Origin of the sequence: Pseudomonas sp. LG1D9, from assembly GCF_002949995.1 — a bacterium.
GTDB classification, from domain to species: Bacteria; Pseudomonadota; Gammaproteobacteria; order Pseudomonadales; family Pseudomonadaceae; genus Aquipseudomonas; species Aquipseudomonas proteolytica.
Genome location: NZ_CP026881.1, coordinates 857,253 through 883,621, shown reverse-complemented (window position 1 = coordinate 883,621; position 26,369 = coordinate 857,253). Strand labels below are relative to the sequence as shown.

Here is a 26,369-nt window from a genome sequence, read left to right as displayed (position 1 = left end):
ATGTGGGACTGCTTTACAATCACCAGATGGGGATTTAACGGATGAAACTGAAAAACACCTTGGGCTTGGCCATTGGTTCTCTTATTGCCGCTACTTCTTTCGGCGTTCTGGCACAAGGCCAAGGCGCAGTTGAAGGCGAGCTGTTCTACAAGAAGCAGTACAACGATAGCGTCAAGCACATCGAAGACGGCTTCAATCCTGGCGCTCGCATCGGTTACTTCCTGACCGACGACCTGTCCTTGAACTTGTCCTACGACAAGACCAACCACACCCGTTCGACTGACGGTACTGGCAACCAGAAGATCAAAGGTGATACCGGCAGCCTCGTTGCCCAATACCACTTCGGTCAAGCTGGCGTCGACTCCCTGCGTCCATACGTAGAAGGTGGTTTCGGTCACCAGAGCCGTGGCAACGTACGTGCTGATGGCCACACCGGTCGCGACCAGACTACCTTCGCTACCGTTGGTACTGGCGTTAAGTACTACTTCACCAACAACCTGTACGCTCGTGCCGGTGTTGAAGCTGACTACGGTCTGGACAACGGCAAGTGGGATTACTCCGCACTGGTCGGCCTGGGCGTAAACTTCGGCGGTAACGCTGGCGCAGCCGCTCCAGCTCCTACCCCAGCACCAGCTCCAGAGCCAGTTCCAGAGCCAGAAGCTCCGGTTGCTCAGGTTGTTCGTGTTGAGCTGGACGTTAAGTTCGACTTCGACAAGGCCGTTGTTAAGCCTAACAGCTACGGCGACGTCAAAAACCTGGCCGACTTCATGGCTCAGTACCCAGCTACCAACGTAGAAGTTGCTGGTCACACTGACTCCGTCGGTCCAGACGCTTACAACCAGAAGCTGTCCCAGCGTCGTGCTGACGCTGTTAAGCAAGTCCTGGTTAAAGACGGCGTTGACGCTGGCCGTATCACCTCCGTAGGTTACGGCGAATCCCGCCCAGTTGCTGACAACGCAACTGAAGCTGGTCGTGCTGTTAACCGTCGCGTAGAAGCATCGGTTGAAGCTCAAGCTCAGTAATTACTGAGTGGTAGAAAAAAGCCCGGCTCTTGAGCCGGGCTTTTTTTCGCCTGCGATTTGCCTCAGGCGCTGGCGGCCAATGCTGCTTCAACCGCCGCTGCCGCCACCGCACCGATCACCAGGATAGCCGGGCTCCTCAAGGCGAATGCCTGGGCATCATCGTGCATGCGTGCCAGGGAGCTGCGGCACTCACGCTGTTGGGGCAGCGAGGCGTTCTCGATCATCGCCACTGGCATATCAGCGGCCATGCCACCTTCCAGCAGTTGCCGGGCAATCTCTGAAAGCTTCGCCACGCCCATGTAGATCACCAGTGTTGTGCCCCCTTCGGCCAGTGCCCGCCAATTCAGGCTGCTGTCGTCCTGGGTATGGGCAGTGACCAGCGTTACGCCGCGACTGATTCCGCGCAGTGTCAGCGGTATATCGCAATTGGTCGCACCTGCCAGCCCGGCGGTGATGCCATTGACCAGCTCCACACTCACGCCTCGCTCCCTGAGCCAGGTCGCTTCTTCGCCGCCACGGCCAAAAATGCACGGATCACCGCCTTTGAGGCGCACCACACATTTACCCTGACGCGCGTAACGCAGCATCAAACGGTGAATGAAATCCTGGGGCGTGGAACGGCAGCCGCCGCGTTTGCCGACGGTAATCACCCGCGCACCTGGGCAATGTTCAAGCACTGCCGGGTTGACCAAGTCATCAATCAACACCACATCGGCCTCGTGCAGGGCCCGCACCGCCTTGAGGGTCAACAACTCCGGATCACCCGGGCCTGCGCCCACCAGCCAGACTTTTGCACTCATATTCATTGCCCTCACACACTGATAGCGATTGGCTGCGAGGTGCTCGCCAAAAGCCGTTTGATTTCGGGGACGCAGGAGCCACATTGCGTGCCGCAGCCCAGTTCTTGCTTCAGCCCAGCGAGGTCCAGGCCGCGACTGATGCCTGCACATATCGCGTTTTCACTGACGTTCTTGCAGTTGCAGAGAATTTTGTTGCTGCTCGTACCCGCGCCGGGTGGCGCGCTTAGCGGGGCCAGCAACCAGCGGCGCAGTTGTTCATCGGTCCGGCCCTCCAGCCAAAGGCTTTGCAGCCAATGACGGGCCAGGGTTTCGCCGGCCAGACGGATCGCGGTAATCCGGCCTTTCTCGATTTTTACCCGCTTGCCGATGGAGCGCCGTGGGTCGTCATAGGCCATGACCGGGCCGTCATTGAGGCCCAGCAATTGGTCGATGTTCTTGAGCAACTGCAGGTCCGGCGCCTCGGTATGGGCAGCACGCAGCAGCAGCGCCGGCCGCTCACGCCCGGTCAAGCTGAGGCTGACGTAGGCAAAGCGCTCGCAAAGCGGACGCAACGCCTCGAAGTGTTGCTGCACGTCACCTTCGATCAACGCAAACAGCTGCCAAGGCAATTGCACGGCTTCCAGGCGCACACCGCTGTGCTTGAGCTCGGGTTGTTTCGACAAGGGATCGAATGCCGGCTGAGTCAGCATGTTGACGCCGCCCTTGAGGAAGCGATCGCCCCAATGCATGGGCAGGAACGCCTGGCCGGGCCGCACGCTGTCATCACTGGTCACCGCCACAATCACCTGGCCACGGCGGCTTTTCAGGCTCACCAGATCGCCCTCTTTGAAGCGGTGCCGGCGCAGTTCGTCCGGGTGCAGGCTGAGCAATGCTTCGCTGACGTGGCCGAACAGTTGCGCAGCCGTACCGGTGCGGCTCATGCCATGCCATTGGTCACGCAGGCGGCCGGTGATCAGGGTCAGGGGAAAGCGCGCATCACGTTGTTCCTTGGCCGCGCGATAAGGCTCGGCGATAAAGTGCGCACGACCACTGTCGGTCGGGAAGATGCCGTCGGTGTACAGCCGTGGCGTGCCGCTCTGAGCTTCGGCGGGAAACGGCCATTGTTGCGGGCCGATCCGGTCGAGCAGGGCATGGCTGATACCTGACAGGTCCAAGTCCCGACCGCGTGTCAGCAGTTTGAACTCATCAAAAATCTGCGCCGGTTGTGCAAACGCAAACAGGCTCGGTAGGCCCGGTCGCAAACGTTGCTCCAGGCGCTGTGCGAAATCCACGGTAATCGCCCAGTCCGACCGCGCCTCACCCGGTGGGGCAATGGCCTGGCGTACGTGGGAAATGCGCCGCTCGGAATTGGTCACGGTGCCTTCTTTCTCACCCCAACTGGCGGCTGGCAACAACAGGTCGGCAAAGGCTGCGGTTTCTGTGGTGCGGAAGGCTTCCTGCAACACCACGAATGGGCACGCGGCCAGGGCCTGGCGCACGCTGCTCTGGTCTGGCAACGATTGCGCGGGGTTGGTGCAGGCGATCCACAGCGCTTTGATCTTGCCGGCCTGTACCTGCTCGAACAATTCGATGGCGGTCAAGCCGGTGCTGGATGGCAGTTGCTCAACCCCCCAGTAGGCGGCCACTTGTGCGCGGTGCACGGGGTTGTTGGCATCACGATGGCCCGGCAGCAGGTTCGACAGGCTACCGGTTTCCCGGCCGCCCATGGCGTTGGGCTGACCGGTCAGGGAAAACGGCCCGCAACCTGGGCGGCCAATGGTGCCGGTGGCCAGGTGCAGGTTGATCAGGGCGCTGTTTTTCGCACTGCCGGCGGTGGACTGGTTGAGCCCCATGCACCACAGCGACAGAAAGCTCGTGGAGGTACCGACCCACTGCGCACACTGGCGCAGTTGCTCGACACTGATCCCGCACAATTGCGTGACCATCTGCGGCGTGTAGTCGTGGACCAGGCGTTTGAGTTCGACCAAACCATCGGTATGAGCCTGGATAAAGTCACGATCGATCCAGTCTTCCCACAGCAGCAGATGCAAAATCCCATGGAACAACGCGACATCGGTACCCGGCAGGATTGCCAGGTGCATATCCGCCAAGTCACAGGTATCGGTGCGCCGTGGATCAACGACCAGCACTTTCATATCCGGACGGCGCGCCTTGGCCTCTTCCAGCCGGCGAAACAGTACCGGGTGGGCGTAGGCCATATTACTGCCGACGATCATCACGCAATCGCTGGCCTCCAGGTCCTCATAGCTGCACGGTGGCGCGTCGGCCCCCAGGCTGCGCTTGTAGCCGACCACCGCCGAGGACATACACAGCCGGGAATTGCTGTCGATATTGTTGGTGCCCACCAGCGCCCGGGCGAGCTTGTTGAAACTGTAGTAATCCTCGGTCAGCAGTTGCCCGGAGATATAGAACGCCACACTGTCGGGGCCGTGCTCGGCGATGGTGTCGGCGAACACATGGGCCGCGTGGTCCAGGGCGCTGTCCCAATCGGTACGGCCACGGGCCAGGCCTTTGCCCAGGCGCAATTCGGGGTACAACGCCCGCGCTGCCAGGTCGCCAGTCAGGTGCAGGCTGGAACCCTTGCTGCACAACTTGCCGAAATTGGCCGGGTGCGACGGGTCGCCGCTGACCCCGAGGATCTGCGCGCCATCATGCTCGATCAGCACGCCGCAGCCGACCCCGCAGTAGCAGCAGGTCGATGCGGTGACCTGGCGGTTCATCAACCAGCGTCCCGCAGGGCCAGCATCACCCGGCCGTTTTCAACCCGGGCGTGGTGGTGGTGGGCGCAACCGATATCCGGGGCCTGGGCTTCGCCGGACGCCAGGTCGATCTGCCAGTTGTGCAATGGGCACGCTACGCGTTTGCCGTAAATCAACCCCTGGGACAATGGCCCACCCTTGTGCGGGCAGCGGTCGTCAAGGGCGAAGACTTCGTCGTCACTGGTCCGAAAAATCGCAATTTCACCTTTCGGACCGCTGACGATGCGCGAGCCCAGTGCGTTGATTTCGTCGAGGGCACAGATATCCAGCCAATTCATACCAATACCTCCAGCTGTTTGACGGCGATGGTGTCGAATTCCTTCTTCAGCAACGGCTGCTCCAGGCGTTCTTTCCATGGGTCTTGTTCAAACGACAGGGAGAACTGCAGGCGCTCGTTCAGGGCCTGGCGCCGCGCTGAGTCTTCCAACACGGCCTTCTTGATATGGTCCATGCCGACCCGCTGCATGTAATGCACGGTGCGCTCCAGGTAGAAGGCTTCTTCGCGGTACAGCTGCAGGAAGGCGCCGTTGTATTCGCGTACCTCCTCGGCGGTCTTGAGCTTGACGAAGAACTCTGCGACCTCGGTCTTGATCCCGCCGTTGCCGCCGATATACATCTCCCAGCCCGAGTCGACGCCGATAATTCCCACGTCCTTGATCCCGGCTTCCGAGCAGTTGCGCGGGCAACCGGAGACCGCCAGCTTGACCTTGTGGGGCGACCACATATTGAACAGGTCATGCTCCAACTCTATGCCCAGTTGTGTGGAGTTCTGCGTGCCGAAGCGGCAGAACTCGCTGCCTACGCAGGTCTTTACGGTACGAATGGATTTGCCGTAGGCGTGCCCGGACGGCATATCGAGGTCTTTCCAGACACCGGGCAGGTCCTGTTTCTTGATGCCCAGCAAGTCGATGCGCTGGCCGCCGGTGACCTTGACCATCGGCACGTTGTACTTGTCGGCCACATCGGCAATCCGCCGCAGTTCGGAAGGATTGGTCACACCGCCCCACATCCGCGGGACTACCGAGTAAGTGCCGTCTTTCTGAATATTGGCGTGGGCCCGTTCGTTGATCAGGCGCGATTGCGGATCGTCCTTGGCTTCTCCCGGCCAGGTGGAGATCAGGTAGTAGTTCAACGCCGGGCGGCAAGTGGCGCAGCCGTTGGGGGTGCGCCAGTTCAGGTAGCTCATGGTGTCGGCGATGGTCAGCAGGTGCTGGTCGCGGATCGCCTGGCGGATTTGTCCGTGGTTCAGGTCGCTGCAACCGCAGATGGCTTTTTCGCTCTTTGGCTTGACGTCAGCCGCACCGCCCACGGTGTTGATCAGGATCTGCTCCACCAACCCGGCGCAGGAGCCGCAGGAACTGGCGGCCTTGGTGTGTTTCTTCACCTCATCGACGCTGAACAGGCCCTGTTCCTGGATCGCCTTGACGATGGTGCCCTTGCACACGCCGTTGCAGCCGCAGACTTCGGCGCTGTCGGCCATGCTCATGGCTTTGTCCTGGCCTTGGTGGCCGACGTCGCCCAAGGCGTTTTCGCCGAACATCAGGTGGTCGCGGATTTCGCCAATGCCATGGTTCTCACGGATCTGCCGGAAATACCAACCGCCATCGGCGGTGTCGCCGTACAGGCAGGCGCCGACCAAGATGTCGTCCTTGATCACCAGCTTCTTGTAGACGCCGCCGATGGGGTCGGAAAGGGTGATGGTTTCGGTGCCTTCGCCGCCCATGAAGTCGCCAGCGGAAAACAGGTCGATACCGGTGACTTTCAGTTTGGTCGAGGTCACCGAGCCTTTATAGGTGGCGAACCCCAACTGGGCCAGGTGGTTGGCGCAGACCTTGGCCTGCTCGAACAGCGGCGCCACCAGGCCGTAGGCAATCCCGCGATGGCTGGCGCATTCGCCGATGGCATAGATGCGCGGGTCGTAGGTTTGCATCGTGTCGTTGACCAGGATCCCACGGTTGCACGGGATGCCGGACTTTTCCGCCAGTTCGGTGTTGGGGCGGATCCCGGCGGCCATCACCACCAGGTCGGCGGGAATCACGTCGCCGTTTTTAAATTGCACCGAACCCACGCGGCCATTGCCGGCGTCATGCAGGGCCTGGGTCTGTTCGCACAGGCGAAACACCAGGCCACGGCTTTCCAGTTCGGTTTGCAGCAACTGGCCGCTGGTCTTGTCCAGTTGCCGCTCCAGCAGCCATTCGCCGATATGCACCACGGTGACGTGCATGCCGCGCAGCATCAGGCCATTGGCCGCTTCCAGGCCGAGCAGGCCGCCACCGATGACCACGGCATGCTTGTGGGTCTTGGCGGTGTCGATCATGGCTTGGGTGTCGGCAATGTCGCGGTAGCCGATCACGCCCTGCAAGGTATTGCCGGGGATCGGCAGGATGAACGGAGTCGAACCGGTGGCGATCAGCAGGCGATCGTATTCGGCCTCGGTGCCGTCTTCGGCGATGACTTTGCGTTTGACCCGGTCGATCTGCACCACCTTGCGGTTGAGCAGCAACTTGATGTTGTTTTGCAGGTACCAGTCGAGGTCGTTGAGCACGATCTCTTCGAACGTCTGCTCACCGGCCAGCACCGGCGAGAGCAGGATGCGGTTGTAGTTGGTGTGGGGCTCGGCGCCAAAGACCGTGATGTCGTACAGCTCGGTGCTCAGCTTCAGCAGTTCTTCAAGGGTGCGAACCCCGGCCATGCCGTTGCCGATCATCACCAGTTTGAGTTTTTTCATGTCGTTCTCCGCAATGGCTCGACAAATCACGCGCAAACAAAAAAAGGCGTCCCGCTAGTTGCCTAGCGAGGACGCCTTTGTCCTGGTCCCGTTCTCTCGGGAAAGCCCCACCTTCGTCGTTGAAGGGTGGGCTGTATGTGGGGTGTTGCAGGAACTAATGCAGTGGTTGTGCCAAGTCGTGAAAAGCCGGATTTACTGAGGTTCTGGCGGCTGCCACAAGGCTTTTTCGCACCATTTAAAGGCGCGACGCCCACAACTGGCGCGCCTGCCTCCTACAGGGATAACAGATACAGCAACAGCAGATTGAGCAGCAGCGACACCAGCGCCAGGGTTTGCCAGACCTTGAGAGGCTCGCGCTCCAGCAGTGGCCGAGGGCGCAGGCTCAGCTCGCGGCGGTCGGCCTGTTCCAGTACCAGCAGCCATTCCTCGGCGGTTTCGTAGCGTTGGTCCGGTTGTGCCGCCACCGCGCGTTCCAGGCTTTGCTGCAACCAGTCGGGCAGATCCGGTCGATAGCGGCTGGCGCTGACCGGCGTGTTGAAGCGGGGGCGCTGGAAAGCTTCGATTTCACCGTAGGGATAGTGCCCGGTCAGCAGGTAATACAGGCTCACGCCGACGCTGTACAAATCCTGCCGAGGGGTCGGACGTTCACCACTGAAGGCTTCAGGCGCGATAAAGCTGGGGGTGCCCGGCAGCAGGTGAGCGCGGTCCTCGGATAACCCCGGGCAATAGGCCAGGCCAAAGTCCAGTACCCGCAATTCACCGTCGTCCCCCAGCAGCAGGTTTTCCGGCTTGATGTCGCGGTGCAGGATCTGCCGGCGATGCAACATGCCCACCGCGCGCAGCAAGCGCTCGGCGATGGATTGCCATTGTGCCAGCGGCAAGGGGCCTTGCTGCTGGAACAGGGCGGCCAGGGTCTGCCCGCTGTATTCACGCATCACATAGTACAAATGCTGACGCCCGCCGGCCGGATGGACTTCAGGAAATGCCCGTCCGGCCACCCGGCGCAGAAACCATTCTTCTGAGAGCAGGGCCTGGGCGGCGTCGTGGTCATCGTCATGGCCAGGGGGCAGAGTTTTCAGCAGCCAGGGTTGCTGCTGGGTATCGCGTACCCGGTACAGCAACGACTGCCGACTTTGTGCCAGCACGCTCTCCACCTGCCAGCCTTCAAAGGATTGCCCGGCCTTCAACGGCGGCGGCAATGGCCACTGCTGCAACTGCACCAGTGCATCGCCCAGGGTGGCGGCGCCGAGCTGGTCGACGCGCACCAGCAGGGCGCTGGCATTGTCCTGGCTACCCGCCAGGTGTGCGGCGTGGACCAGCGTATTCACGGCCAGGTCCAGGTCGGCCTGTTCGCGCAGGATCGCACGGATGCTGTGATCCGCCAGGGTCGACCACACACCATCGCTGAGCAGCAGGAAACATTCGCCCTGGCGCAGTTCACCGTCGAGAAAGTCCACCACCAGATGCTGATCCAGGCCCAGGGCGCGCTTGAGCACGTGCTGCATGCCCGGTTGCTCCCAGACATGTTCTTGGCTGATGCGCTGCAACTCGCCGTCGAACCAGCGATACACCCGGCAGTCGCCGACATGGGCCAGGGTAAAGCGCTGGCCGCGAAACACCACGGCGCTGAGGGTGGTCAACAACGGCTGGCCGCCGCCATTGGCCTGCAGCCAGCGATTCTGCGCCAGCAACAGCCGGTCCAGGGCCTGGGCCACGCCCCAGGTTTGTGGCGTGGCGTAGTAGTCCAGGGCCAGGGCCTGCAAGGTCGAACGCGCGGCCAGGCCGCCATCGGCACACTGGCTGACGCCGTCGGCGATGGCACACAGGTAGCCTTTGCTGGCGGCCAGGTCCGGGGCTGGGGTAACCAGGCGCATGGCGTCCTGGTTTTCCTCACGCGGCCCGATGGCGCTGGCCTGGGCAACACTCAGTTGCAGGCTCATCAGACCCGCGCTGCGGTGACGGCAGCCGAACCCCAGGTGGTCCTCCAGCGCCGTTTCACACCATACAGACCGAACCACGCCAGCACGCCCAGGCTGGCGAACAGCCACAGCGCCAACTGGTAGCTGCCGGTGCTTTGCTTGATCGCGCCCATGCCCGCTGCCAGGGCGAAGCCGCCGATGCCGCCGGCCATGCCGATCAACCCGGTCATCACGCCGATCTCCCGGCGAAAGCGCTGCGGTACCAGTTGGAAGACCGCACCGTTACCGGCGCCCAAGCCCAGCATGGTGCAGACGAACAGGGCCAGTGCCGCGTAGGAACTGGGCAGGTTGAAACCCACGGCGGCGATACAGACGGCTGCCACGGCGTACATGCCCAGTAGCGTGCGGATCCCGCCGAAACGGTCGGCCAGGGCGCCGCCCAGAGGGCGCATCAGGCTACCGCCGAACACGCAGGCGGCGGTGTAGTAGCCGGCGGTGACCGGGCTCAAGCCATATTGATCGTTGAAGTATCCGGGCAGGGCGCTGGCCAGGCCGATAAAGCCACCGAAGGTCACGCTGTAGAAGAACATGAACCACCAACTGTCGCGATCGCCCAAGGCCTTGAAATAGTCGGCCATGGATTTGGCTTTTGGCCGTTCGGGGGCGTTGCGCGCCAGCCAGGCAAAGACGATCAGGGTCAGGATCAACGGGATCAGGGCAAAGCCGAACACATTGCTCCAGCCAAATGCGGCGGCGATCAACGGCGCCAGCAGCGCGGCAAACACGGTGCCGGAGTTGCCGGCCCCGGCGATGCCCATGGCCTTGCCCTGGTGTTCGGCGGGGTACCACTGGGACGCCAGCGGCAGGGCAACGGCAAACGAGGCCCCGGCCATACCGAGGAAAAGCCCCAGGAGCAGTGCCTGCTCATAACTGTGGATCCCCAGTTTCCAGGCGAAGAACAGCGCCACAATCACGATCACCTGACCAATCAGCCCGGCGGTCTTGGGCGACAATTTGTCCGCCAGCATGCCCATCAAAAAGCGCAGGATCGCCCCCGCCAGGATCGGCGTGGCGACCATCAGCCCGCGTTGCTGAGTGGTCAGTTGCAGGTCGGCAGCGATCTGCACCGCCAGCGGGCCCAATAGGTACCAGACCATGAAACTCAGGTCGAAATACAAGAACGCGGCAAACAAGGTCGGGGTGTGCCCGGATTTCCAGAAGCTTGATTTCATCACGCACCTCACGATTGGGGATCTTGTAGAAGGCCTGGTGATGGAACGACCCGCGAAGGCCGCCCCACCAAAACGAAAAAACGCCGCCACCGGGTTCGCGTATGCAAACCGGATGTGCGACGTCTTTGTCGTGGAGGGGCAACCGCCGTTGGCTACCTGTGATGTTTACATAGCAAGTCTTGCGCCAATCGTGACACCGCCATCGCGGCTTCGGTCTCTACGCAATTTTGCCTCAGCGCATAAAACCAGGCAGACACCGCTGTCGTGGCGAGCGGGCTTGCCCGCGCTGGGCTGCGCAGCAGCCCCAAAATCAGTCACCTCGGACTATCTGATAAAACATTGTGATCTTGTTGGGGCTGCTGCGCAGCCCAGCGCGGGGCAAGCCCGCTCGCCACAGGGGGGCGTCAGTGTCTGAAAGGTGTGTCGGTGCCGCTATCTCAGCCCAACAACTCACTCATGGCAATAATCTGCTCCGCTACCTGGATCAGCTTTTGCTGGCGGCTCATGGCCTGGCGGCGCATCAGGGTGTAGGCCTGTTCCTCGTTGCAGTCTTTCATTTTCATCAGTAGGCCCTTGGCCAGCTCGATGCGCTTGCGTTCTGCCAGTTGCTGGTCGCGGGCTATGAGTTGCGCGCGCAAGGCCTGGTCGCTCTCGAAGCGCGCCATGGCGACATCGAGGATCGGTTGCAGGCGCTGGGCCTGGATGCCTTCGACGATATAGGCACTGACCCCGGACTTGATTGCCTGGCGCATCACGCCGGGGTCATGTTCGTCGGTAAACATCACGATGGGCCGGGGCTGGTCGCGGCTGACCAGCACCACCTGCTCCATCACATCGCGGCCGGGTGATTCGGTATCGATCAGAATCACATCCGGGCGCACCGTTTCGACGCGCGCTGGCAGGTCGATGGTCAGGCCCGACTCATCGATCACTTCAAAACCGGCCTCGGTCAGCGCGCTCTTGAGGCGCCCGACTTTGCGCGGGGTGTCATTGATCAGCAGGATTCGCAACATGGGTGGCCTCCCGTCAGCGCAAGGCGTGGCGGACGACATCGTCGGCCAGGGCGTGCAGGCGGAAACTGCGGGCGTAGCCGGCCGGGTCCGAGCCATCCCAGACCTTGCCGTCGATCAACTGGCTGCTGCGCATTTCTTCGGCCTTGGTCGCCACGCCCACGGCGCTTGCGGCTTGGCGATACAGATCCAGTTGCTGCACCTGACGGGCAACGGCGTGGTAATCGGGGTCTTCACGCAGCAGGCCCCAGCGGCGGAATTGGGTCATGAACCACATGCCATCGGACAGGTACGGCAGGTTGACCTCGCCCCCGCCATGAAAGCGCAGCGCGTGTACGTCTTGCCAGTGGTTACCCAGGCCGTCGTCATAGATGCCCAGCAGCCGCGGTTCGATGCAGTCGAGTGGCGCGTCCAGGTAATCCCTGGCGCTAAGCAGTTGCGCGGTGGAGCGCCGGTTTTCGAGGCTGTCGTCGATAAAACGGCTGGCTTCCAGAACCGCCATCACCAGCACGCGTGCGGTGTTGGGGTATTGCTCGACAAACGCCTGGGTGCAGCCCAGGACTTTTTCCGGGTGGTCCGGCCAGATCGCCTGGCTGGTGGCAAGGGTGAAGCCCTGGTTCTGCTGCACCGCGCTGGCACACCAGGGTTCGCCGACGCACAGGCCGTCGATCCGTCCGGCTTGCAGGTGCGCGACCATTTGCGGCGGCGGGACCACCACACTCTCGACATCCCGCAGCGGGTGAATGCCCTGGCTGGCCAGCCAGTAATACAACCACATGGCATGGGTACCGGTAGGAAAGGTCTGGGCGAAGGTGAGTTTTGTCCGACTTTGGTGCACCTTGCGCTCCAGTGCCTCAGGACTGGTCACACCTTGTTGTTGCAGGCCCTGGGACAGGTTGATGCCTTGGCCATTCTGGTTCAGGCCCATCAGCACCGCCATGTCGGTTGCAGCGACGCCGCCGATGCCCAGGTGTACCGCATAGATCAGGCCGTACAGGCTGTGGGCGGCGTCCAGTTCGCCGCTGACCAGCTTGTCCCGCAGCCCGGCCCACGACGCTTGGCGTTTGAGGTTCAAGGTCAGGCCATACGGTTGGGCAAACCCCTGCGTCGCCGCGACCACCAGCGAGGCGCAATCGCTCAAGGCCATGAAGCCCAGGTCGAGGCTGCTCTTTTCCGGGGCATCGCTGCCGTTGACCCAGGCCAGGGGATTGGTTGCCTGGCTGTAGCCGACCTGATCACTCATCAACACCTACCTTCTGTGTGAAAAAAGGCGTCGCTCCGTAGGGTGTCTTACAAGCCACCTGCGGTAACGACGCCTTTGTCCTTGAGCCCGTTCCGTCATTGGCGCGGGCTGCCCTGGGCAAGGTAAAGCAAGGCACATGCCACGGCGTGCGGCATGGGGTAGGCCGTCAGGCTTTCATCAAGATTGCGCCGTGGGGGCCTTTCACTATGGCGGCCCTTCAGGCAACACCGTCCAGGAAACCCAGCGTGCTCCTTGCCCGATTTACCACAGCGACCGTCCATGGCCTTTTGCAGCGCTGGCTGCTGGGCGCTCTGCTGATGCTCAATGCCTTGCCGGCGATGGGCGAGTCCTATCTGGCGTGGGACGAAAGCCTGCAAGGCTTCTTCGGTCGGCTTGCGGTGCCCCTCGGCCAGCCCATCGTGGTCAGCAAGTTGGCGGCGGGCAAACGTATCAGCGGGCAGTTTGATTTTGCCAACGCGCAAGCCGTCCTCGAGGCCGTGGCGTTGCAGCATGAATTGATCTGGTACAGCGACGGCCAGGTGCTGCATCTCTACGACGCTGGCGAGGCCAAGAGTTCCGGGGTGGCCCTGCGGCACATGACGGTCGACCGCCTGCGCGACGTCATGGGGCGCACGGGGCTCGACGAGGCGCGTTACCCCCTGCGCAAGGCCGGCCCCCGTCTGTTTTACGTGTCGGGGCCCGCCAACTATGTCGATCACGTCATGCGCCTGGCCCAGTTGATGGACCGCCCGCGCCCGGCGCGGCGTGAGGACATGCAAAGAGTCGGGGTCATCCAGGTGCTCAACGCCGATGTAGCAGACCGCCGGTACGACAGGGGCACGCAGACCATCACCGTACCCGGTCTCGCCACGCTCCTCGAGAAGCAGCTCGCCGAACTGGGTGGCAAGGCGCGCACCGGCATCACGGTGATTGCGTATCCGCAGGTCAACAGCATGTTGATCAGTGGCAGTGAGCAGCAACTAAGGATGATCAGGGAACGGGTGGCGGAACTGGATGTGCCCCCGCGTTCTTTTGCCCAGGGGCAGGGCGCTTCGACATCCCTGAGCGCCGATCAGTACGAACGTGTACGGCGCGCGTTTGCCCGGGTAGGCGAGCAGTAGCGCCAGGCTTCGAAAGTTCCTACGCAAAACTCCTGCAAAACTTCGACGCATCGGGCTTTTTCCTAACGTGAAATTGATGACGGGTTTCTATAGTCGCGCCTCTCCCAGACGGTGCGTGACGCAATCCTCAGGCGCCGTGAATGCCCGCAGACAGGTACAGAGGTTTGAATGGTTGTTGCAGTTGAGGGCTTGATGACGGCGTCCCTCGCCTTTGGTCAATGGACGTTGCAGGAGGATGGCAGGCTGACCACCGAAGGTCGCGACATTCAGCTTCCGCCCAAAGAGAGTCACGTGTTGCGCCTGTTGTTGGCCACGCCTGGGGTGCTGGTCACCAAGGATTGCCTGCTGGAGCATGTCTGGCCGGATATCGACGTTGCCGAAGAATCCCTGACCCGCTGCATCTACTCATTGCGCAAGCAACTGGAGGGCGATCGTGGGTTGATCGCAACGGTGTATGGCCGCGGTTATCGTTTCAATGGCCGGGTGCGGGTGGTCGCGCGCCCTGGGCTGGTGCAGGCGGTGGGGGCACACACCGCTGCGTGCCCGGCCTGTGGATGGTGTGGTGAGCGGGTATGAAGCGCGCCTGCCGGCTAGGTTTGTTGTTATTGAGCCTGGGTGGAGTCGGTCAGGCCCAGGCGTATTGCTGGGCCGAGGCCGCCCGCCAGTACGATATCGAGCCAGAACTGTTGCAGGCAATTGCCGCAGTAGAGTCCGGCTACCGCGCCGAAGCCATGAACCACAGCAACAACAATGGCACTCGCGATATTGGCCTGATGCAAATCAACAGCATTCATCTGCCGCGCCTGCTTAAACAGGGGATCACCGAGCAGCGGTTGTTGGATGAGCCTTGCCTGTCGGTGGAGGTGGGGGCATCGATCCTCGCCGCCTTTATCAAGCAGTTTGGCTACAACTGGACCGCCGTGGGCGCCTATAACGCCGGGCCTGGGGCCGGGCCCGAGCGTGATGAGTTACGCCTGCGCTATGCGCGCAAGATCTGGGCGCGCTACGAAGAGTTGATGGCCTCCCGCAGGGGATGATCGACCGGCGGTGTGCCATGCCTCGCGCGCACCCGCCACCCCAGCTATAATCGCCGCCACCTTTCGCCGCCATCCGAGTCAAGCCCGCCCATGTATACCCTGGCCCGCCAGCTGTTGTTCAAACTCTCCCCGGAAACTTCCCACGATCTGTCCCTGGACCTGATCGGCGCGGGCGGCCGCCTGGGGCTCAATGGCCTGGTGTGCAAGGCGCCGGCGCAAATGCCGGTCTCGGTGATGGGGCTCGACTTCCCCAACCCGGTTGGCCTGGCCGCCGGCCTGGACAAGAACGGCGCGGCCATCGACGGCTTTGCGCAACTGGGGTTCGGTTTTTTGGAGATTGGCACGGTCACGCCGCGCCCGCAGCCGGGTAATCCCAAGCCGCGCATTTTCCGCCTGCCGGAAGCCGAGGCGATCATCAATCGCATGGGCTTCAACAACCTGGGCGTTGACCATCTGCTGTCGCGGGTGCAGGCCGCCAAGTACAAGGGCATCCTGGGGATCAATATCGGCAAGAACTTCGATACCCCGGTTGAACGTGCGGTGGATGACTACCTGACCTGCCTGGACAAGGTTTACGCCCATGCCAGCTATGTGACGGTCAACGTCAGCTCGCCCAATACCCCGGGCCTGCGCAGCCTGCAGTTTGGCGACTCCCTCAAGCAACTGCTCGAGGCCTTGCGCCAGCGCCAGGAAGACCTGGCGGTGCGCCATGGCAAGCGTGTGCCGTTGGCGATCAAGATCGCCCCGGACATGAGCGACGAAGAGACCGTGCTGGTGGCCCAGGCCCTGGTGGATTCGGGGATGGACGCGGTGATTGCCACCAACACCACCCTCAGCCGTGCTGGCGTTGAAGGCCTGGCCTACGGTGACGAGGCCGGTGGGCTTTCCGGCGCGCCAGTGCGCGAACAGAGCACCCATATCGTCAAGGTGCTCGCGGCCGAGCTGGCCGGGCGTTTGCCGATCATCGCCGTGGGCGGGATCACCGAGGGCAAGCACGCCGCCGAGAAAATCGCCGCGGGCGCCAGCCTGGTGCAGTTGTACTCCGGGTTTATCTACAAGGGGCCGGCGTTGATTCGCCAGTCGGTGGACGCCATCGCGGCCTTGCCAAAACCCTGATGCGAACGTCCGGCCATAAAAAAGGGCTCCTCGAAGGAGCCCCTGGGCCGAAGCCCGCCGCCCGGATGGGGCGTGCGTGGTTAAGTCGTTACATTCTTCAAGGTGGTTGTCGGAATTAAGTGCCCTGATTAGCCGACGGCGTGAAGTTCGTTGAGTCTGTGGATCCCCGCAGTGCCGGTCATACCGTCCCAGTTGTCGCCGCGTCCTTCGCGCCACCCGTTAATCCAGGCCTGGCGTACCGACGGTAGAGTAAATGGGCAAAGCTCACGGGATTTGCCATGAACGCCATACTGATATCCGCGTAAAAATGCTCTTTCCAACGGATCACGCTTAAGTCTTCTCATAGGGTGTTTCCCTCACTTGTTGACTGTCTTGATATCCTTCGACCTCATGCGAGGCCGGGCAGAGTTTTTCTGCCGTTGGTGCGGCTCGCTGCCGGCGTGGCGAGCCAATGTGTCAGCGTCGTTGCGGCGCTAACCTGTGTTGAGTTCTAACCAATAGGTCACATGGATTCAATGATCGTTTTGTCATAAGCACGTAACGATAACGATGCTATAGCCATAAGCTGGGATGGCTTTTCGCCCCTTTTTTTGGCCAAAGCCAGCTATGATGTGCCCTGTATAGAGGATGGGTTTAATCCTTTAGTGAGAATACCCGCCGCCTGCAGTCGGTTATTATTCGACGAAGGGTCGGAATATTTCCTTTTGTTGCAAAAATTATCTCTCTGCCCCGGCAATCAAGGCCCACAAAGCCTGGACGCCGGGGTGGAACGGCACACATTCGTGCCACGCGAGCGCTCTTCAAGAAAAGCGCTTGATTGAAAATCGAACGCGCGATGCGTCGCCCGTTCACTTATTGCTGAAAAGCCTGGAATGCCCATGTCGGACCGTTACGAACTCTTCCTCACTTGCCCCAAGGGCCTCGAAGGCCTGCTGATCGAGGAAGCCGTCGGGCTTGGCCTTGAAGACGCCCGCGAGCACACCTCGGCCGTGCGCGGCATGGCCGACATGGAAACCGCCTACCGCCTGTGCCTCTGGTCGCGCCTGGCCAACCGTGTGTTGCTGGTGCTCAAGCGCTTCCCGATGAAGGACGCCGAAGACCTGTACCACGGCGTACTGGATATCGAATGGCAAGACCATATGGTCCCCGATGGCACCCTCGCGGTGGAATTCAGCGGCCATGGCTCGGGCATCGACAACACCCACTTCGGCGCGCTGAAGGTCAAGGATGCGATCGTCGACAAACTGCGCACCCCGACCGGCGAACGCCCGTCCATCGACAAGATCAACCCCGACCTGCGCATTCACCTGCGCCTGGACCGTGGCGAAGCGATCCTCTCCCTCGACCTGTCCGGCCATAGCCTGCACCAGCGCGGTTACCGCCTGCAGCAGGGCGCCGCACCGTTGAAGGAAAACCTCGCGGCGGCGATTCTGATTCGTGCCGGCTGGCCGCGCATTGCCGCAGAAAACGGCGCGCTGACGGACCCGATGTGCGGCGTCGGTACCTTCCTGGTGGAAGGTGCGATGATTGCTGCGGACATGGCGCCCAACCTCAATCGCGAGCAGTGGGGCTTCACCGCCTGGCTCGGCCACGTGCCAGCGCTGTGGAAAAAACTCCACACCGAGGCCAGCGAACGTGCGGCCATCGGCATGAACAAACCGCCACTGTGGATCCGTGGCTACGAAGCTGACCCGCGCTTGATCCAGCCTGCGCGCAACAACATCGAGCGTGCAGGCCTGAGCCATTGGATCAAGATCTACCAGGGCGAAGTCGGTACCTTCGAGCCGCGCCCGGACCAGAACCAGAAAGGCCTGGTCATCTGCAACCCGCCGTACGGCGAGCGCCTGGGTGACGAAGCCAGCCTGTTGTATCTCTACCAGAACCTCGGTGAGCGTCTGCGCCAGGCGTGCATGGGCTGGGAAGCGGCGGTATTCACTGGCGCACCTGACCTGGGCAAGCGCATGGGGATCCGCAGCCACAAGCAGTATTCGTTCTGGAACGGCGCGTTGCCGTGCAAGCTGCTGCTGATCAAGGTCAACCCGGACCAGTTCGTGACCGGCGAGCGCCGTACCCCGGAACAGCGCCAGGCCGAACGTGAGCAAGCCGCTTACGATCAGGCCCCGACCGAGCCGCAAGAGCGCCAGTACAACAAGAACGGTAACCCGATCAAACCCGCGCCGGCACCGGCTCCGGTGGTCGAGCAGGCGCGCTTGAGCGAAGGCGGGCAGATGTTTGCCAACCGCCTGCAAAAGAACCTCAAGTTGCTGGGCAAGTGGGCCAAGCGCGAGGGTGTCGATTGCTACCGCGTGTACGACGCCGATATGCCGGAATACTCCATGGCTATCGACCTGTACCACGACTGGGTGCACGTCCAGGAATACGTGGCGCCCAAGTCCATCGATCCGGAAAAGGCCTCGGCGCGCATGTTCGATGCCCTGGCTGCGATTCCCCAGGCGCTGAACATCGACAAGAGCCGCGTAGTGGTCAAGCGCCGCGAGCGCCAGAGCGGTACCAAGCAGTACGAGCGCCAGAGCGCCCAGGGCAAGTTCACTGAAGTCAGCGAAGGCGGGGTGAAGCTGCTGGTCAACCTGACCGACTACCTGGATACCGGGCTGTTCCTCGACCACCGCCCGATGCGCATGCGCATCCAGAAAGAAGCGGCCGGCAAACGCTTCCTCAACCTGTATTGCTACACCGCCACGGCCAGTGTGCATGCGGCCAAGGGCGGTGCGCGCAGCACCACCAGTGTCGACTTGTCGAAAACCTACCTGGACTGGGCGCGCCGCAACCTGTCCCTCAATGGCTTCTCCGACAAGAACCGCCTGGAGCAGGGTGATGTGATGGCCTGGCTGGAAGCCAGCCGTGATGAGTTCGACTTGATCTTCATCGACCCGCCGACCTTCTCCAACTCCAAGCGCATGGAAGGCGTGTTCGACGTCCAGCGCGACCACGTGCAGTTGCTCGACCTGGCCATGGCCCGTCTGGCACCGGGCGGGGTGCTGTATTTCTCCAACAACTTCCGCAAGTTCCAGTTGGAGGACAACCTGGGCGAGCGCTATGCGGTCGAGGAAATCAGCGATAAAACCATCGATCCGGATTTTGCCCGTAACCCGAAAATCCACCGGGCCTGGAAAATCACCGCACGCTGATCGACCTTGAAGCCGCGGGCCCGGATTTTTCCGGGTTCGCGGCTTTTTTACGCTGGTCAAAAGTGGGCTCGATGGCTATAACTAATCTCTTAGCCAAAGTGGCGCCCCTGCACGCTGGTGTTTCGAGTTTTGCCTATGCCGTTGCAAGACGTCCGCCCGAAAATACTGGGATTTATCAGCGAACAGGCGTCGGCTTGGCTGGTAGCGTCGGTAGTATTGCTGGTGGGTGTGGTGCTCACCGTCGTGCTGGCGCTGGCCACGGCCGATTTGCATCAGCAGGAAGTCCGCCAGCGTTTTCAGTTGTTGGTCAACGAACGCTATAGCCGCCTGGAAGAGCGTTTTGAAGACCAGGAACAGCGTCTGGGCAGCCTGCGGCGTTTTTTCGTCAATTCCAATACGGTTTCCCGTGAAGAGTTCGATGGGTTCGCCCAGCCGTTGCTCATGCGCGCGCGGGCCTATGCCTGGGCGCCACGGATATTTCGCGATCAGCGCCAGGCTTTCGAACAACAAGTGTCACTCCAGCGTGGCGCGCCTTTCTCCATTCGCGAACTGAACGACAACGGGACCCTGCTGCCGGCAGGCAAGCGCGACGAATATGTGCCGGTGTTGTATAGCCAGACCCAAAGCCTGATAGGCTCGCCCCTGGGGTTTGACTTGCTGGCCCAACCACTGCGCCGCTCAACCGTCGAGCGGGCGTACCGGTCCGGGAGCATCGCCGTGTCCCAACCCATGTTGCTGGTGGGTGTGGAGCCGGCGTATGCCATGGGGGTGTTGCTGGTAGCGCCCGTCACCCGGCCGCACACCGCGCAAATGACCTACAACGAACCCTATGGTTTCGTCATGGCGGTGATCAGCATGCGCCAGTTGGTGGCCGACGGCTTGCCCAAGCCCGCGCGGGACAACCTGGTCATGCAGATTGTCGATACTTCCGACACCCAGCAGCGAGTGTTGTACGAGTCGGATAACGCCGTGGCCGATAGCGGCCTGGAGGCGATCCGCCGGCTTACCCTGGGTGATCATGTCTATGCCCTGAGCCTGCGCCCCAGTCAGGTATTTGCCCAGGCCAATCACTCTGCGGTTACCAGTATCCTGGTCATGGGTGGCTTGCTCAGCCTGTTGCTCAGTGCCTTGCTCTACGTGCTGGTCAGCCAGCGCCAGCGGGCGGTGAGGCTGGTACAACAGCGCACCGGGCAATTGCACCAGCGTGAGTATGAGTTGCGCGGCGCCCACGGCCAGTTGCGCAGTGTGCTCAATGCCGCGACCCAGGTGGCAATCATTGCCACGGATCTGCGGGGGGTGATCAACACCTTCAATGCCGGTGCCGAGCAGATGCTGGGTTATCCGGCGCAGCAGGTGCTCGGTCACATGACCCTCGAAAGCCTGCACCTGGCGTCGGAACTGGAAACCCGTGCCATGCAACTGAGCCAAGCGCTGGGCAAACGGATCATGCCGGGCCAGGCGATGCTGGTGGAGGGGGCCGACAGCCTGCATGAGGCTCGGGAGTGGACACTGGTACGCCAGGACGGCAGCCAGTTGACCGTGAATATGCTGGCCACGGCATTGCTTGATGACCATGGCTTATGGATCGGACACCTGGCGATCTGCCTGGATGTCACCGAGCAGAAACGCGCCTACGAGGCCCTGGCAGCACGGGATCGCTTGCTGAAAAAACTCAGTGCCCATGTGCCGGGCGGGATTTTCCAGTTCACCCTGGAGCCCAACGACAACTGGCGGTTTATCTACGCCAGCGACGGTATGCGCGATATCTATGAAATCGATCCGGGGCTGTTGCAACAGGATGCCAAGCAAGTTTTCGAGCGTATTCACCCCCTCGATGCTGAACGCATCCGCGCTTCTATCCGCTTGTCAGCGCTGCAATTGAGCCATTGGCGCGAAGAATATCGGGTGCAACTGCCAGGCCGCGGCCTGCGATGGATCCGTGGCGAGGCGACACCGGAAGAGTTACCTGGCGGCGGTACGTTATGGCATGGCTACGTGTCGGATATCTCCGATCTAAAGCGGGTGGAGGAGGAGCTGCGGGCGCTGTCGATCACCGACTCATTGACGGGTATCCATAATCGCCGCTACTTCCAGGACCGGCTGAAGGCCGAGATGAGCCGGGTGCGGCGCACGGCGGGTACGCTGGCCGTGATCATGCTGGATATCGACCATTTCAAGCGCATCAATGACCAGCACGGGCACGCTGCCGGGGATGGGGTATTACAGGAGTTGTGTCGGCGGATCAGCCAGCGTTTGCGCCGCAGCGATGTGTTCTGTCGCCTGGGCGGCGAGGAGTTCATGGTGCTGTGTCCGAACACCGATGGCGTTCAGGCCTACAGCCTGGCAGTTGAATTATGGGAAGTGCTGCGCAGTACACCGATGGAAGGCGTTGGCACCGTGACCGCCAGTTTTGGCGTGGCCAGTTGGCGGGTCGATGACGGTGTGGATGGCTTGTTGTTGCGCGCGGATTCGGCGGTGTACGCCGCCAAGCAAGCGGGCCGGGATCGGGTTGAGGCACAGCCGCTACCCGCCTGATGGGCTTGTTGTGGCGAGCGGGCTTGCCCCGCGCTGGGCTGCGAAGCAGCCCCAAAACCTGCCTTCGCGGTCTATCTGACCTAGCTCAATGACGCAATGGGGGCTGCTTTGCAGCCCAGCGCGGGGCAAGCCCGCTCGCCACAACAAGCCTGCTTGCCACAGTAAGCCCGCTGGCAAAGCCACAATCACAACAGGCTGTTTATAGGCCCGGTGCAGCCGCCGCCAGCTTCGGCTGGCGATACAGGTCCAGCAATACCTGGTCCAGCACCGATGATGCACCCCACGGCTTCGGATCGTTGAGGATCGCCACCACTGCCCAAGTATTGCCATTGTTGTCGCGGCTGAAGCCGGCAATGGCGCGCACGGTGTTCAGGGTGCCGGTCTTGACGTGGGCTTCGCCGCGCAGGGCCGTGGTTTTCAGGCGCTTGCGCATGGTGCCGTCACTGCCGGCAATCGGCATCGAGCTGATGAATTCTGCCGCGTACGGGCTTCTCCAGGCGGCTTGCAGCATGGTCGCCATTTCCCGGGCGCTCACGCGTTCGGCACGGGACAGGCCGGAGCCGTTTTCCATCACCAGGTGCGGTGCCGTTATTCCTTTTTTCGCCAGCCACTGGCGGACCACGCGTTGCGCGGCCTTGGCATCGTCGCCGTCGGCATCGTTGCGGTATTGCGCGCCGAGGCTGAGGAACAGTTGCTGGGCCATGGTGTTGTTACTGTATTTATTGATGTCGCGAATGATCTCTGCCAGGTCCGGGGAGAACGCTCGGGCCAGGACCTTGGCGGTTTTCGGCACCGGGGCCAGTACGTCGCGGCCCTGGATAGTGCCGCCCAGCTCTTTCCAGATCGCCCGCACGGCACCGGCGGTGTAGGTGGCATGGTCGAGCAGCGACAGATACGTCTGCGAGCTGCAGCCGTCGCCCAACTGACCGCTGACCGTCACGGTAACGCTGCCATCGGCGGCGGTGACCGGGTTGTAGCGCACGTCACCGGTGCACTGCTTGGCGTTGGTGGCCTTGACCTGATTGTCGATCTGGATGCTGGCAATCGGCGGTTCGACCGAAACCAGCACCCGGCCCGAGTCATTGCGGGTGACGAAACGCAGGGCCTTGAGGTTGACCAGCAGGGCGTCCGGCTTGACCAGGAACGGTTTGTTGGCATCGTTGCCGTCGTCGTTGAATTCCGGCAATTGCGGCTGGATGAAGAAACCACGATCCAGTACCAGGTCGCCGGTCACTTGCTGTACGCCATTGGCGCGCAGGTCGCGCATCAGCAGCCAGAGTTTCTCCATGTTCAACTTGGGATCGCCACCGCCCTTGAGGTACAGGTTGCCCCGCAGGACGCCACCGCTCAGGGTGCCGTCGGTGTAGAACTCGGTTTTCCACTGATGGTTGGGGCCGAGCATTTCCAGGGCGGCGTAGGTGGTGACCAGCTTCATGGTGGATGCCGGGTTGACCGAGACGTCAGCGTTGAACACCGTGGCAGTGCCGGGGCCATTGAGCGGAATCATCACCAGGGACAGCGCATTGTTCTGCAGCTTGGCTTTCTGCAGGGCTTCCTGGACTTTAGGTGGCAAGGTGGTATTGATCGGTGCTGCGGTGACGGAGAGGGCCAGGGGCAAGAGGAAACTGGCGAGTAACAATGGACGCAAGGATTTGATCATAAGAAGTAAGACCCTACTGCATAGGAGGGTGAATGTAGCGGGGGCTATGTAAGAAAATCCCCCAGTGGTCATGAAAGTGTCGGCATTATGCCCCAAGGTGGGGCTACTTGTGCCTCAACGATAGCTGCAAAAGGCGGTTTTTTTTAGCCCTGACGTGCCACCCGTCTTGGATTGCCGGGCAATCAGCGCCTTAAACTGGTAGAGTGCCGGCCGTTAATACTTAAGAGGATTGTTCCAATGGCGACTAACCGTTCCCGGCGTCTGCGCAAAAAACTGTGCGTTGATGAATTTCAAGAGCTGGGTTTCGAACTGAACCTGGACTTCAAAGAAGGTTTGGACGATGAAGCGGTTGACGCTTTCCTCGAAGCATTCCTGACTGAAGCGATGGACGGCAATGGCCTGGACTACGTTGGCGGTGATGACTTCGGTCTGGTCTGCAAAGCCACCCGTGGTTCGGTCAACGAAGAACAGCGTGCCGCTGTTGAAGCGTGGTTGAAGGCTCGTCCAGAGCTGACCCGCGTTGAAGTCAGCGCACTGCTGGACGCCTGGCACCCAGAAAAGCCGATCAACCCGGCTGTCTGATGGCATGAAAAAGCGACCCGCCCGGGTCGCTTTTTCGTTTCAGGGTAATTATCAGGCCTTGCGCCAGTTCAGAATCACCAGCGTCAACACCCCCGCCACAATCCCCCAGAATGCCGAACCGATGGAGAACAGCGTCAGCCCCGACGCCGTGACCATAAAGGTAATCAGCGCTGCTTCCCGTTCCTTGGGCTCATTCATGGCAACGCTCAGGCCATTGATGATCGAGCCAAACAGCGCCAATGCCGCGATCGACAGCACCAGCTCCTTTGGCAGTGCGGCGAACAAGGCCGCCAATGTGGCCCCAAATACCCCGGCGACCCCGTAGAAAATCCCGCACCACACGGCGGCGGTGTAGCGCTTGTTGCGATCCTCATGGGCGTGGGGCCCGGTGCAGATGGCCGCACTGATGGCGGCCAGGTTGATACCGTGGGAGCCAAACGGGGCCAGCACCAGCGAGGCCAGGCCGGTGGTGGTGATCAGCGGTGAGGCCGGCACGTCGTAGCCATCGGCACGCAGGACCGCGACCCCCGGCATGTTCTGCGAGGTCATCGCCACCACGAACAGCGGAATACCAATGCTGATGGTCGCCGCCAGGGAGAAGTGCGGTGTGGTCCATACCGGCGTCGCCACTTCCAGGCTGAACCCGCTGAAGTCCAGCAGCCCCATCAGCCCGGACAAGGCAGTGCCGATCAGCAGCGCGGCCAGCACCGCATAACGGGGCGACAGGCGCTTGATGATCAGGTAGGTAAAGAACATGCCCAGCACCAGGGCGGTGCGGTGCTGCGCGGCGACGAAAATCTCGCTGCCGATCTTGAACAGAATCCCGGCCAGCAGCGCGGCGGCCAGTGAAGCGGGAATCTTCTTGACCAGCTTTTCAAAGCTGCCGGTGAGGCCGCAGATCGTCACCAGCACCGCACAGGTGATGTAGGCGCCGATAGCCTCGCCGTAGCTGACCCCGCCCAGGCTGGTAATCAACAGTGCCGCGCCGGGAGTCGACCAGGCGATGGTGATGGGCGTGCGGTAACGCAGGGACAAGCCGATGCTGCACACCGCCATGCCGATGGAAATTGCCCAGATCCATGAGGAGATTTGCCCGGTGGTCAGGCCGGCAGCCTGGCCGGCCTGGAACATCAGCACCAGCGAGCTGGTGTAGCCGGTCATCATGGCGATAAAGCCGGCAACGATGGCCGAGGGCGAAGTGTCGGCCAGTGGGCGCAGGGGCGCCTGGGTCGCGTCGGTCATGGAAAAGTCTTCCTTGTACCCGGCAACTTGTAGGCGCCGGCTTGCGGGCGAAGATCTTCAGCGATGGCGCGGGCATTCTGGTGGAAGGCGGCGCTCTCAGGTTCTTCGCGAGCAAGCTCGCTCCTACAGGGGCATCGGGGCAGCATTGATGGGTGGGGAAATCGTGGAATCAAGCCTAAACTCAAACGTAACTGACTGTTGCAATACAGCCGGCCGCGCAAACAGCCGTACAGTGTGTTGGCGCAACGGGTTGTGTACAATGTGCGCTGTTTTTACGCGATACTTGCCAGCGACCCGCTATACCCTTATTACAGTCAACGTCAATTCGCCGCCGTTCTCCCGACCCGAGTGCCCATGAACGAACAGTTGCAGCCCCTCAAGAAACAGCCGCGAGCCGGTAAGGCCGGTCGCAGTGGAACCCAGGACGATATCGTTTACGCGCATATCTTCGAGGCCATCCTCGAACAACGCCTGGCGCCCGGTACCAAATTGAGTGAAGAAGCACTGGGCGAGATCTTTGGCGTCAGCCGCACCATCATCCGTCGCGCCTTGTCGCGCCTGGCCCATGAAGGCGTGGTGTTGCTGCGCCCCAATCGTGGTGCGGTCGTGGCAAGCCCTAGTGTCGAGGAAGCCCGCCAGGTGTTCCTGGCCCGGCGTCTGGTGGAGCGGGCGATCACCGAACTGGCGGTGCAGCATGCATCGACCGAAGAGCTGGCCGAACTGCGCCAGATGGTCAACGACGAGCGCGACAGCTTCTCCCGCGGGGATCGCGGCGCGGGTATCCGGCTATCCGGCGAGTTCCACCTGAAACTGGCCGAGGCGGCGAAGAATGCCCCGCTGATCAGCTTCCAGCGCAGCCTGGTGTCCCAGACCTCGCTGATCATCGCCCAGTATGAAAGCGGCAACCGCTCGCACTGTTCCTATGATGAACACACCCAGTTGATCGACGCGATCGAGGCCCGGGATTCGGCGTTGGCGGTGAACCTGATGATGCATCACATGGATCACATCGACAGCAAGCTCAACCTCGATGAGGAAAGCGCGTCGGATGATTTGCATGCGGTGTTCTCGCATCTGCTGCAAACCAAGAAGCCGGGCCGCTCCTCGATCAAGCTGTAAACCCGATCAAACTGTGTAGGAGCTGGCTTGCCAGCGATAGCATCACCGCGGTGTAACAGATACACCGCGGTGCCTGCATCGCTGGCAAGCCAGCT

Annotated in this window: 20 protein-coding genes; 9 read left to right on the top strand and 11 right to left on the bottom strand. The window is 61.7% G+C overall.

Annotation, left to right across the window (positions count from 1 at the left end):
* The first annotated feature begins 41 nt into the window (after positions 1 to 41).
* Positions 42 to 1,022: an OmpA family protein gene (locus tag C5F71_RS04275; RefSeq protein WP_029298268.1), complete on the top strand. Its 981-nt coding sequence runs from the start codon at positions 42 to 44 to the stop codon at positions 1,020 to 1,022.
* Between the two features lie 62 nt (positions 1,023 to 1,084).
* Here the strand turns inward: C5F71_RS04275 and cobA are convergent, their stop codons facing one another.
* The 8 genes from cobA to C5F71_RS04235 all read right to left on the bottom strand — a co-directional run bounded on the left by cobA (position 1,085) and on the right by C5F71_RS04235 (position 12,713).
* Positions 1,085 to 1,822 (bottom strand): uroporphyrinogen-III C-methyltransferase, encoded by a 738-nt coding sequence (gene cobA, locus C5F71_RS04270; RefSeq protein ID WP_104910711.1) that lies wholly within the window; start codon positions 1,820 to 1,822, stop codon positions 1,085 to 1,087.
* 11 nt (positions 1,823 to 1,833) lie between these two features.
* A complete protein-coding gene (locus C5F71_RS04265) occupies positions 1,834 to 4,542 on the bottom strand; it encodes a nitrate reductase (protein ID WP_104910710.1) in 2,709 nt (902 codons plus the stop codon).
* Positions 4,542 to 4,859, bottom strand: coding sequence for a nitrite reductase small subunit NirD (gene nirD, locus C5F71_RS04260; protein ID WP_029298262.1), 318 nt, complete (start codon positions 4,857 to 4,859; stop codon positions 4,542 to 4,544). Before nirD ends, C5F71_RS04265 begins: the two co-directional genes overlap by 1 nt.
* Positions 4,856 to 7,309 (bottom strand): nitrite reductase large subunit NirB, encoded by a 2,454-nt coding sequence (gene nirB / locus C5F71_RS04255; RefSeq protein WP_104910709.1) that lies wholly within the window; start codon positions 7,307 to 7,309, stop codon positions 4,856 to 4,858. The genes nirD and nirB overlap by 4 nt, the downstream gene beginning before the upstream one ends.
* Positions 7,310 to 7,581: 272 nt before the next feature.
* Positions 7,582 to 9,249, bottom strand: coding sequence for a bifunctional protein-serine/threonine kinase/phosphatase (locus C5F71_RS04250; protein WP_104910708.1), 1,668 nt, complete (start codon positions 9,247 to 9,249; stop codon positions 7,582 to 7,584).
* Positions 9,249 to 10,460 (bottom strand): NarK/NasA family nitrate transporter, encoded by a 1,212-nt coding sequence (locus C5F71_RS04245; protein ID WP_070995172.1) that lies wholly within the window; start codon positions 10,458 to 10,460, stop codon positions 9,249 to 9,251. The genes C5F71_RS04250 and C5F71_RS04245 overlap by 1 nt, the downstream gene beginning before the upstream one ends.
* 437 nt (positions 10,461 to 10,897) lie before the next feature.
* Positions 10,898 to 11,473, bottom strand: coding sequence for an ANTAR domain-containing response regulator (locus C5F71_RS04240; protein WP_029298254.1), 576 nt, complete (start codon positions 11,471 to 11,473; stop codon positions 10,898 to 10,900).
* Between the two features lie 13 nt (positions 11,474 to 11,486).
* A complete protein-coding gene (locus C5F71_RS04235; protein WP_104910707.1) occupies positions 11,487 to 12,713 on the bottom strand; it encodes a CmpA/NrtA family ABC transporter substrate-binding protein in 1,227 nt (408 codons plus the stop codon).
* 245 nt (positions 12,714 to 12,958) lie between these two features.
* On the opposite strand from C5F71_RS04235, the gene C5F71_RS04230 reads away from it, so the two are divergent.
* The 4 genes from C5F71_RS04230 to C5F71_RS04215 all read left to right on the top strand — a co-directional run bounded on the left by C5F71_RS04230 (position 12,959) and on the right by C5F71_RS04215 (position 15,987).
* The gene (locus C5F71_RS04230; protein ID WP_256588114.1) at positions 12,959 to 13,834 is read left to right on the top strand and encodes a secretin N-terminal domain-containing protein; all 876 of its coding nucleotides are present in this window, start codon (positions 12,959 to 12,961) and stop codon (positions 13,832 to 13,834) included.
* A gap of 192 nt (positions 13,835 to 14,026) precedes the next feature.
* Positions 14,027 to 14,410, top strand: coding sequence for a winged helix-turn-helix domain-containing protein (locus C5F71_RS04225; protein WP_256588113.1), 384 nt, complete (start codon positions 14,027 to 14,029; stop codon positions 14,408 to 14,410).
* On the top strand, positions 14,407 to 14,871 hold the full coding sequence (locus tag C5F71_RS04220) for a transglycosylase SLT domain-containing protein (RefSeq protein ID WP_104910705.1): 465 nt from the start codon (positions 14,407 to 14,409) through the stop codon (positions 14,869 to 14,871). The genes C5F71_RS04225 and C5F71_RS04220 overlap by 4 nt, the downstream gene beginning before the upstream one ends.
* Before the next feature lie 90 nt (positions 14,872 to 14,961).
* Positions 14,962 to 15,987 (top strand): quinone-dependent dihydroorotate dehydrogenase, encoded by a 1,026-nt coding sequence (locus C5F71_RS04215; RefSeq protein ID WP_104910704.1) that lies wholly within the window; start codon positions 14,962 to 14,964, stop codon positions 15,985 to 15,987.
* A gap of 128 nt (positions 15,988 to 16,115) precedes the next feature.
* Here the strand turns inward: C5F71_RS04215 and rmf are convergent, their stop codons facing one another.
* Positions 16,116 to 16,331, bottom strand: coding sequence for a ribosome modulation factor (gene rmf / locus C5F71_RS04210; protein WP_002553055.1), 216 nt, complete (start codon positions 16,329 to 16,331; stop codon positions 16,116 to 16,118).
* A gap of 534 nt (positions 16,332 to 16,865) precedes the next feature.
* Here rmf and rlmKL point away from each other — a divergent pair.
* Complete coding sequence (rlmKL, locus tag C5F71_RS04200) at positions 16,866 to 19,136, top strand: bifunctional 23S rRNA (guanine(2069)-N(7))-methyltransferase RlmK/23S rRNA (guanine(2445)-N(2))-methyltransferase RlmL (protein WP_057439518.1); 2,271 nt, start codon at positions 16,866 to 16,868, stop codon at positions 19,134 to 19,136.
* A 135-nt stretch (positions 19,137 to 19,271) separates the two neighbouring features.
* Entirely contained in the window at positions 19,272 to 21,671 is a 2,400-nt protein-coding gene (locus tag C5F71_RS04195; RefSeq protein ID WP_104910703.1) for a GGDEF domain-containing protein, read from the top strand.
* A 199-nt stretch (positions 21,672 to 21,870) separates the two neighbouring features.
* Here C5F71_RS04195 and dacB read toward each other — a convergent pair whose 3' ends face one another.
* Positions 21,871 to 23,331 carry a D-alanyl-D-alanine carboxypeptidase/D-alanyl-D-alanine-endopeptidase gene (gene dacB / locus C5F71_RS04190; RefSeq protein ID WP_029298225.1) on the bottom strand — a complete coding sequence of 487 codons (1,461 nt, stop codon included), beginning with the start codon at positions 23,329 to 23,331 and terminating at the stop codon, positions 21,871 to 21,873.
* A gap of 237 nt (positions 23,332 to 23,568) precedes the next feature.
* On the opposite strand from dacB, the gene C5F71_RS04185 reads away from it, so the two are divergent.
* Entirely contained in the window at positions 23,569 to 23,913 is a 345-nt protein-coding gene (locus C5F71_RS04185; protein ID WP_003219101.1) for a YggL family protein, read from the top strand.
* Between the two features lie 51 nt (positions 23,914 to 23,964).
* Here the strand turns inward: C5F71_RS04185 and C5F71_RS04180 are convergent, their stop codons facing one another.
* Complete coding sequence (locus tag C5F71_RS04180) at positions 23,965 to 25,155, bottom strand: benzoate/H(+) symporter BenE family transporter (protein WP_029298221.1); 1,191 nt, start codon at positions 25,153 to 25,155, stop codon at positions 23,965 to 23,967.
* Between the two features lie 354 nt (positions 25,156 to 25,509).
* On the opposite strand from C5F71_RS04180, the gene C5F71_RS04175 reads away from it, so the two are divergent.
* On the top strand, positions 25,510 to 26,274 hold the full coding sequence (locus C5F71_RS04175; RefSeq protein WP_029298219.1) for a GntR family transcriptional regulator: 765 nt from the start codon (positions 25,510 to 25,512) through the stop codon (positions 26,272 to 26,274).
* Positions 26,275 to 26,369: the final 95 nt, after the last annotated feature.

Coding starts and splice junctions, on each gene's coding strand:
- C5F71_RS04275 (WP_029298268.1), top strand. CDS start 42: ATGAAACTGAAAAACACCTTGGGCTTGGCCATTGGTTCTCTTATTGCC.
- cobA (WP_104910711.1), bottom strand. CDS start 1,822: ATGAGTGCAAAAGTCTGGCTGGTGGGCGCAGGCCCGGGTGATCCGGAG.
- C5F71_RS04265 (WP_104910710.1), bottom strand. CDS start 4,542: ATGAACCGCCAGGTCACCGCATCGACCTGCTGCTACTGCGGGGTCGGC.
- nirD (WP_029298262.1), bottom strand. CDS start 4,859: ATGAATTGGCTGGATATCTGTGCCCTCGACGAAATCAACGCACTGGGC.
- nirB (WP_104910709.1), bottom strand. CDS start 7,309: ATGAAAAAACTCAAACTGGTGATGATCGGCAACGGCATGGCCGGGGTT.
- C5F71_RS04250 (WP_104910708.1), bottom strand. CDS start 9,249: ATGAGCCTGCAACTGAGTGTTGCCCAGGCCAGCGCCATCGGGCCGCGT.
- C5F71_RS04245 (WP_070995172.1), bottom strand. CDS start 10,460: ATGAAATCAAGCTTCTGGAAATCCGGGCACACCCCGACCTTGTTTGCC.
- C5F71_RS04240 (WP_029298254.1), bottom strand. CDS start 11,473: ATGTTGCGAATCCTGCTGATCAATGACACCCCGCGCAAAGTCGGGCGC.
- C5F71_RS04235 (WP_104910707.1), bottom strand. CDS start 12,713: ATGAGTGATCAGGTCGGCTACAGCCAGGCAACCAATCCCCTGGCCTGG.
- C5F71_RS04225 (WP_256588113.1), top strand. CDS start 14,027: ATGACGGCGTCCCTCGCCTTTGGTCAATGGACGTTGCAGGAGGATGGC.
- C5F71_RS04220 (WP_104910705.1), top strand. CDS start 14,407: ATGAAGCGCGCCTGCCGGCTAGGTTTGTTGTTATTGAGCCTGGGTGGA.
- C5F71_RS04215 (WP_104910704.1), top strand. CDS start 14,962: ATGTATACCCTGGCCCGCCAGCTGTTGTTCAAACTCTCCCCGGAAACT.
- rmf (WP_002553055.1), bottom strand. CDS start 16,331: ATGAGAAGACTTAAGCGTGATCCGTTGGAAAGAGCATTTTTACGCGGA.
- rlmKL (WP_057439518.1), top strand. CDS start 16,866: ATGTCGGACCGTTACGAACTCTTCCTCACTTGCCCCAAGGGCCTCGAA.
- C5F71_RS04195 (WP_104910703.1), top strand. CDS start 19,272: ATGCCGTTGCAAGACGTCCGCCCGAAAATACTGGGATTTATCAGCGAA.
- dacB (WP_029298225.1), bottom strand. CDS start 23,331: ATGATCAAATCCTTGCGTCCATTGTTACTCGCCAGTTTCCTCTTGCCC.
- C5F71_RS04185 (WP_003219101.1), top strand. CDS start 23,569: ATGGCGACTAACCGTTCCCGGCGTCTGCGCAAAAAACTGTGCGTTGAT.
- C5F71_RS04180 (WP_029298221.1), bottom strand. CDS start 25,155: ATGACCGACGCGACCCAGGCGCCCCTGCGCCCACTGGCCGACACTTCG.
- C5F71_RS04175 (WP_029298219.1), top strand. CDS start 25,510: ATGAACGAACAGTTGCAGCCCCTCAAGAAACAGCCGCGAGCCGGTAAG.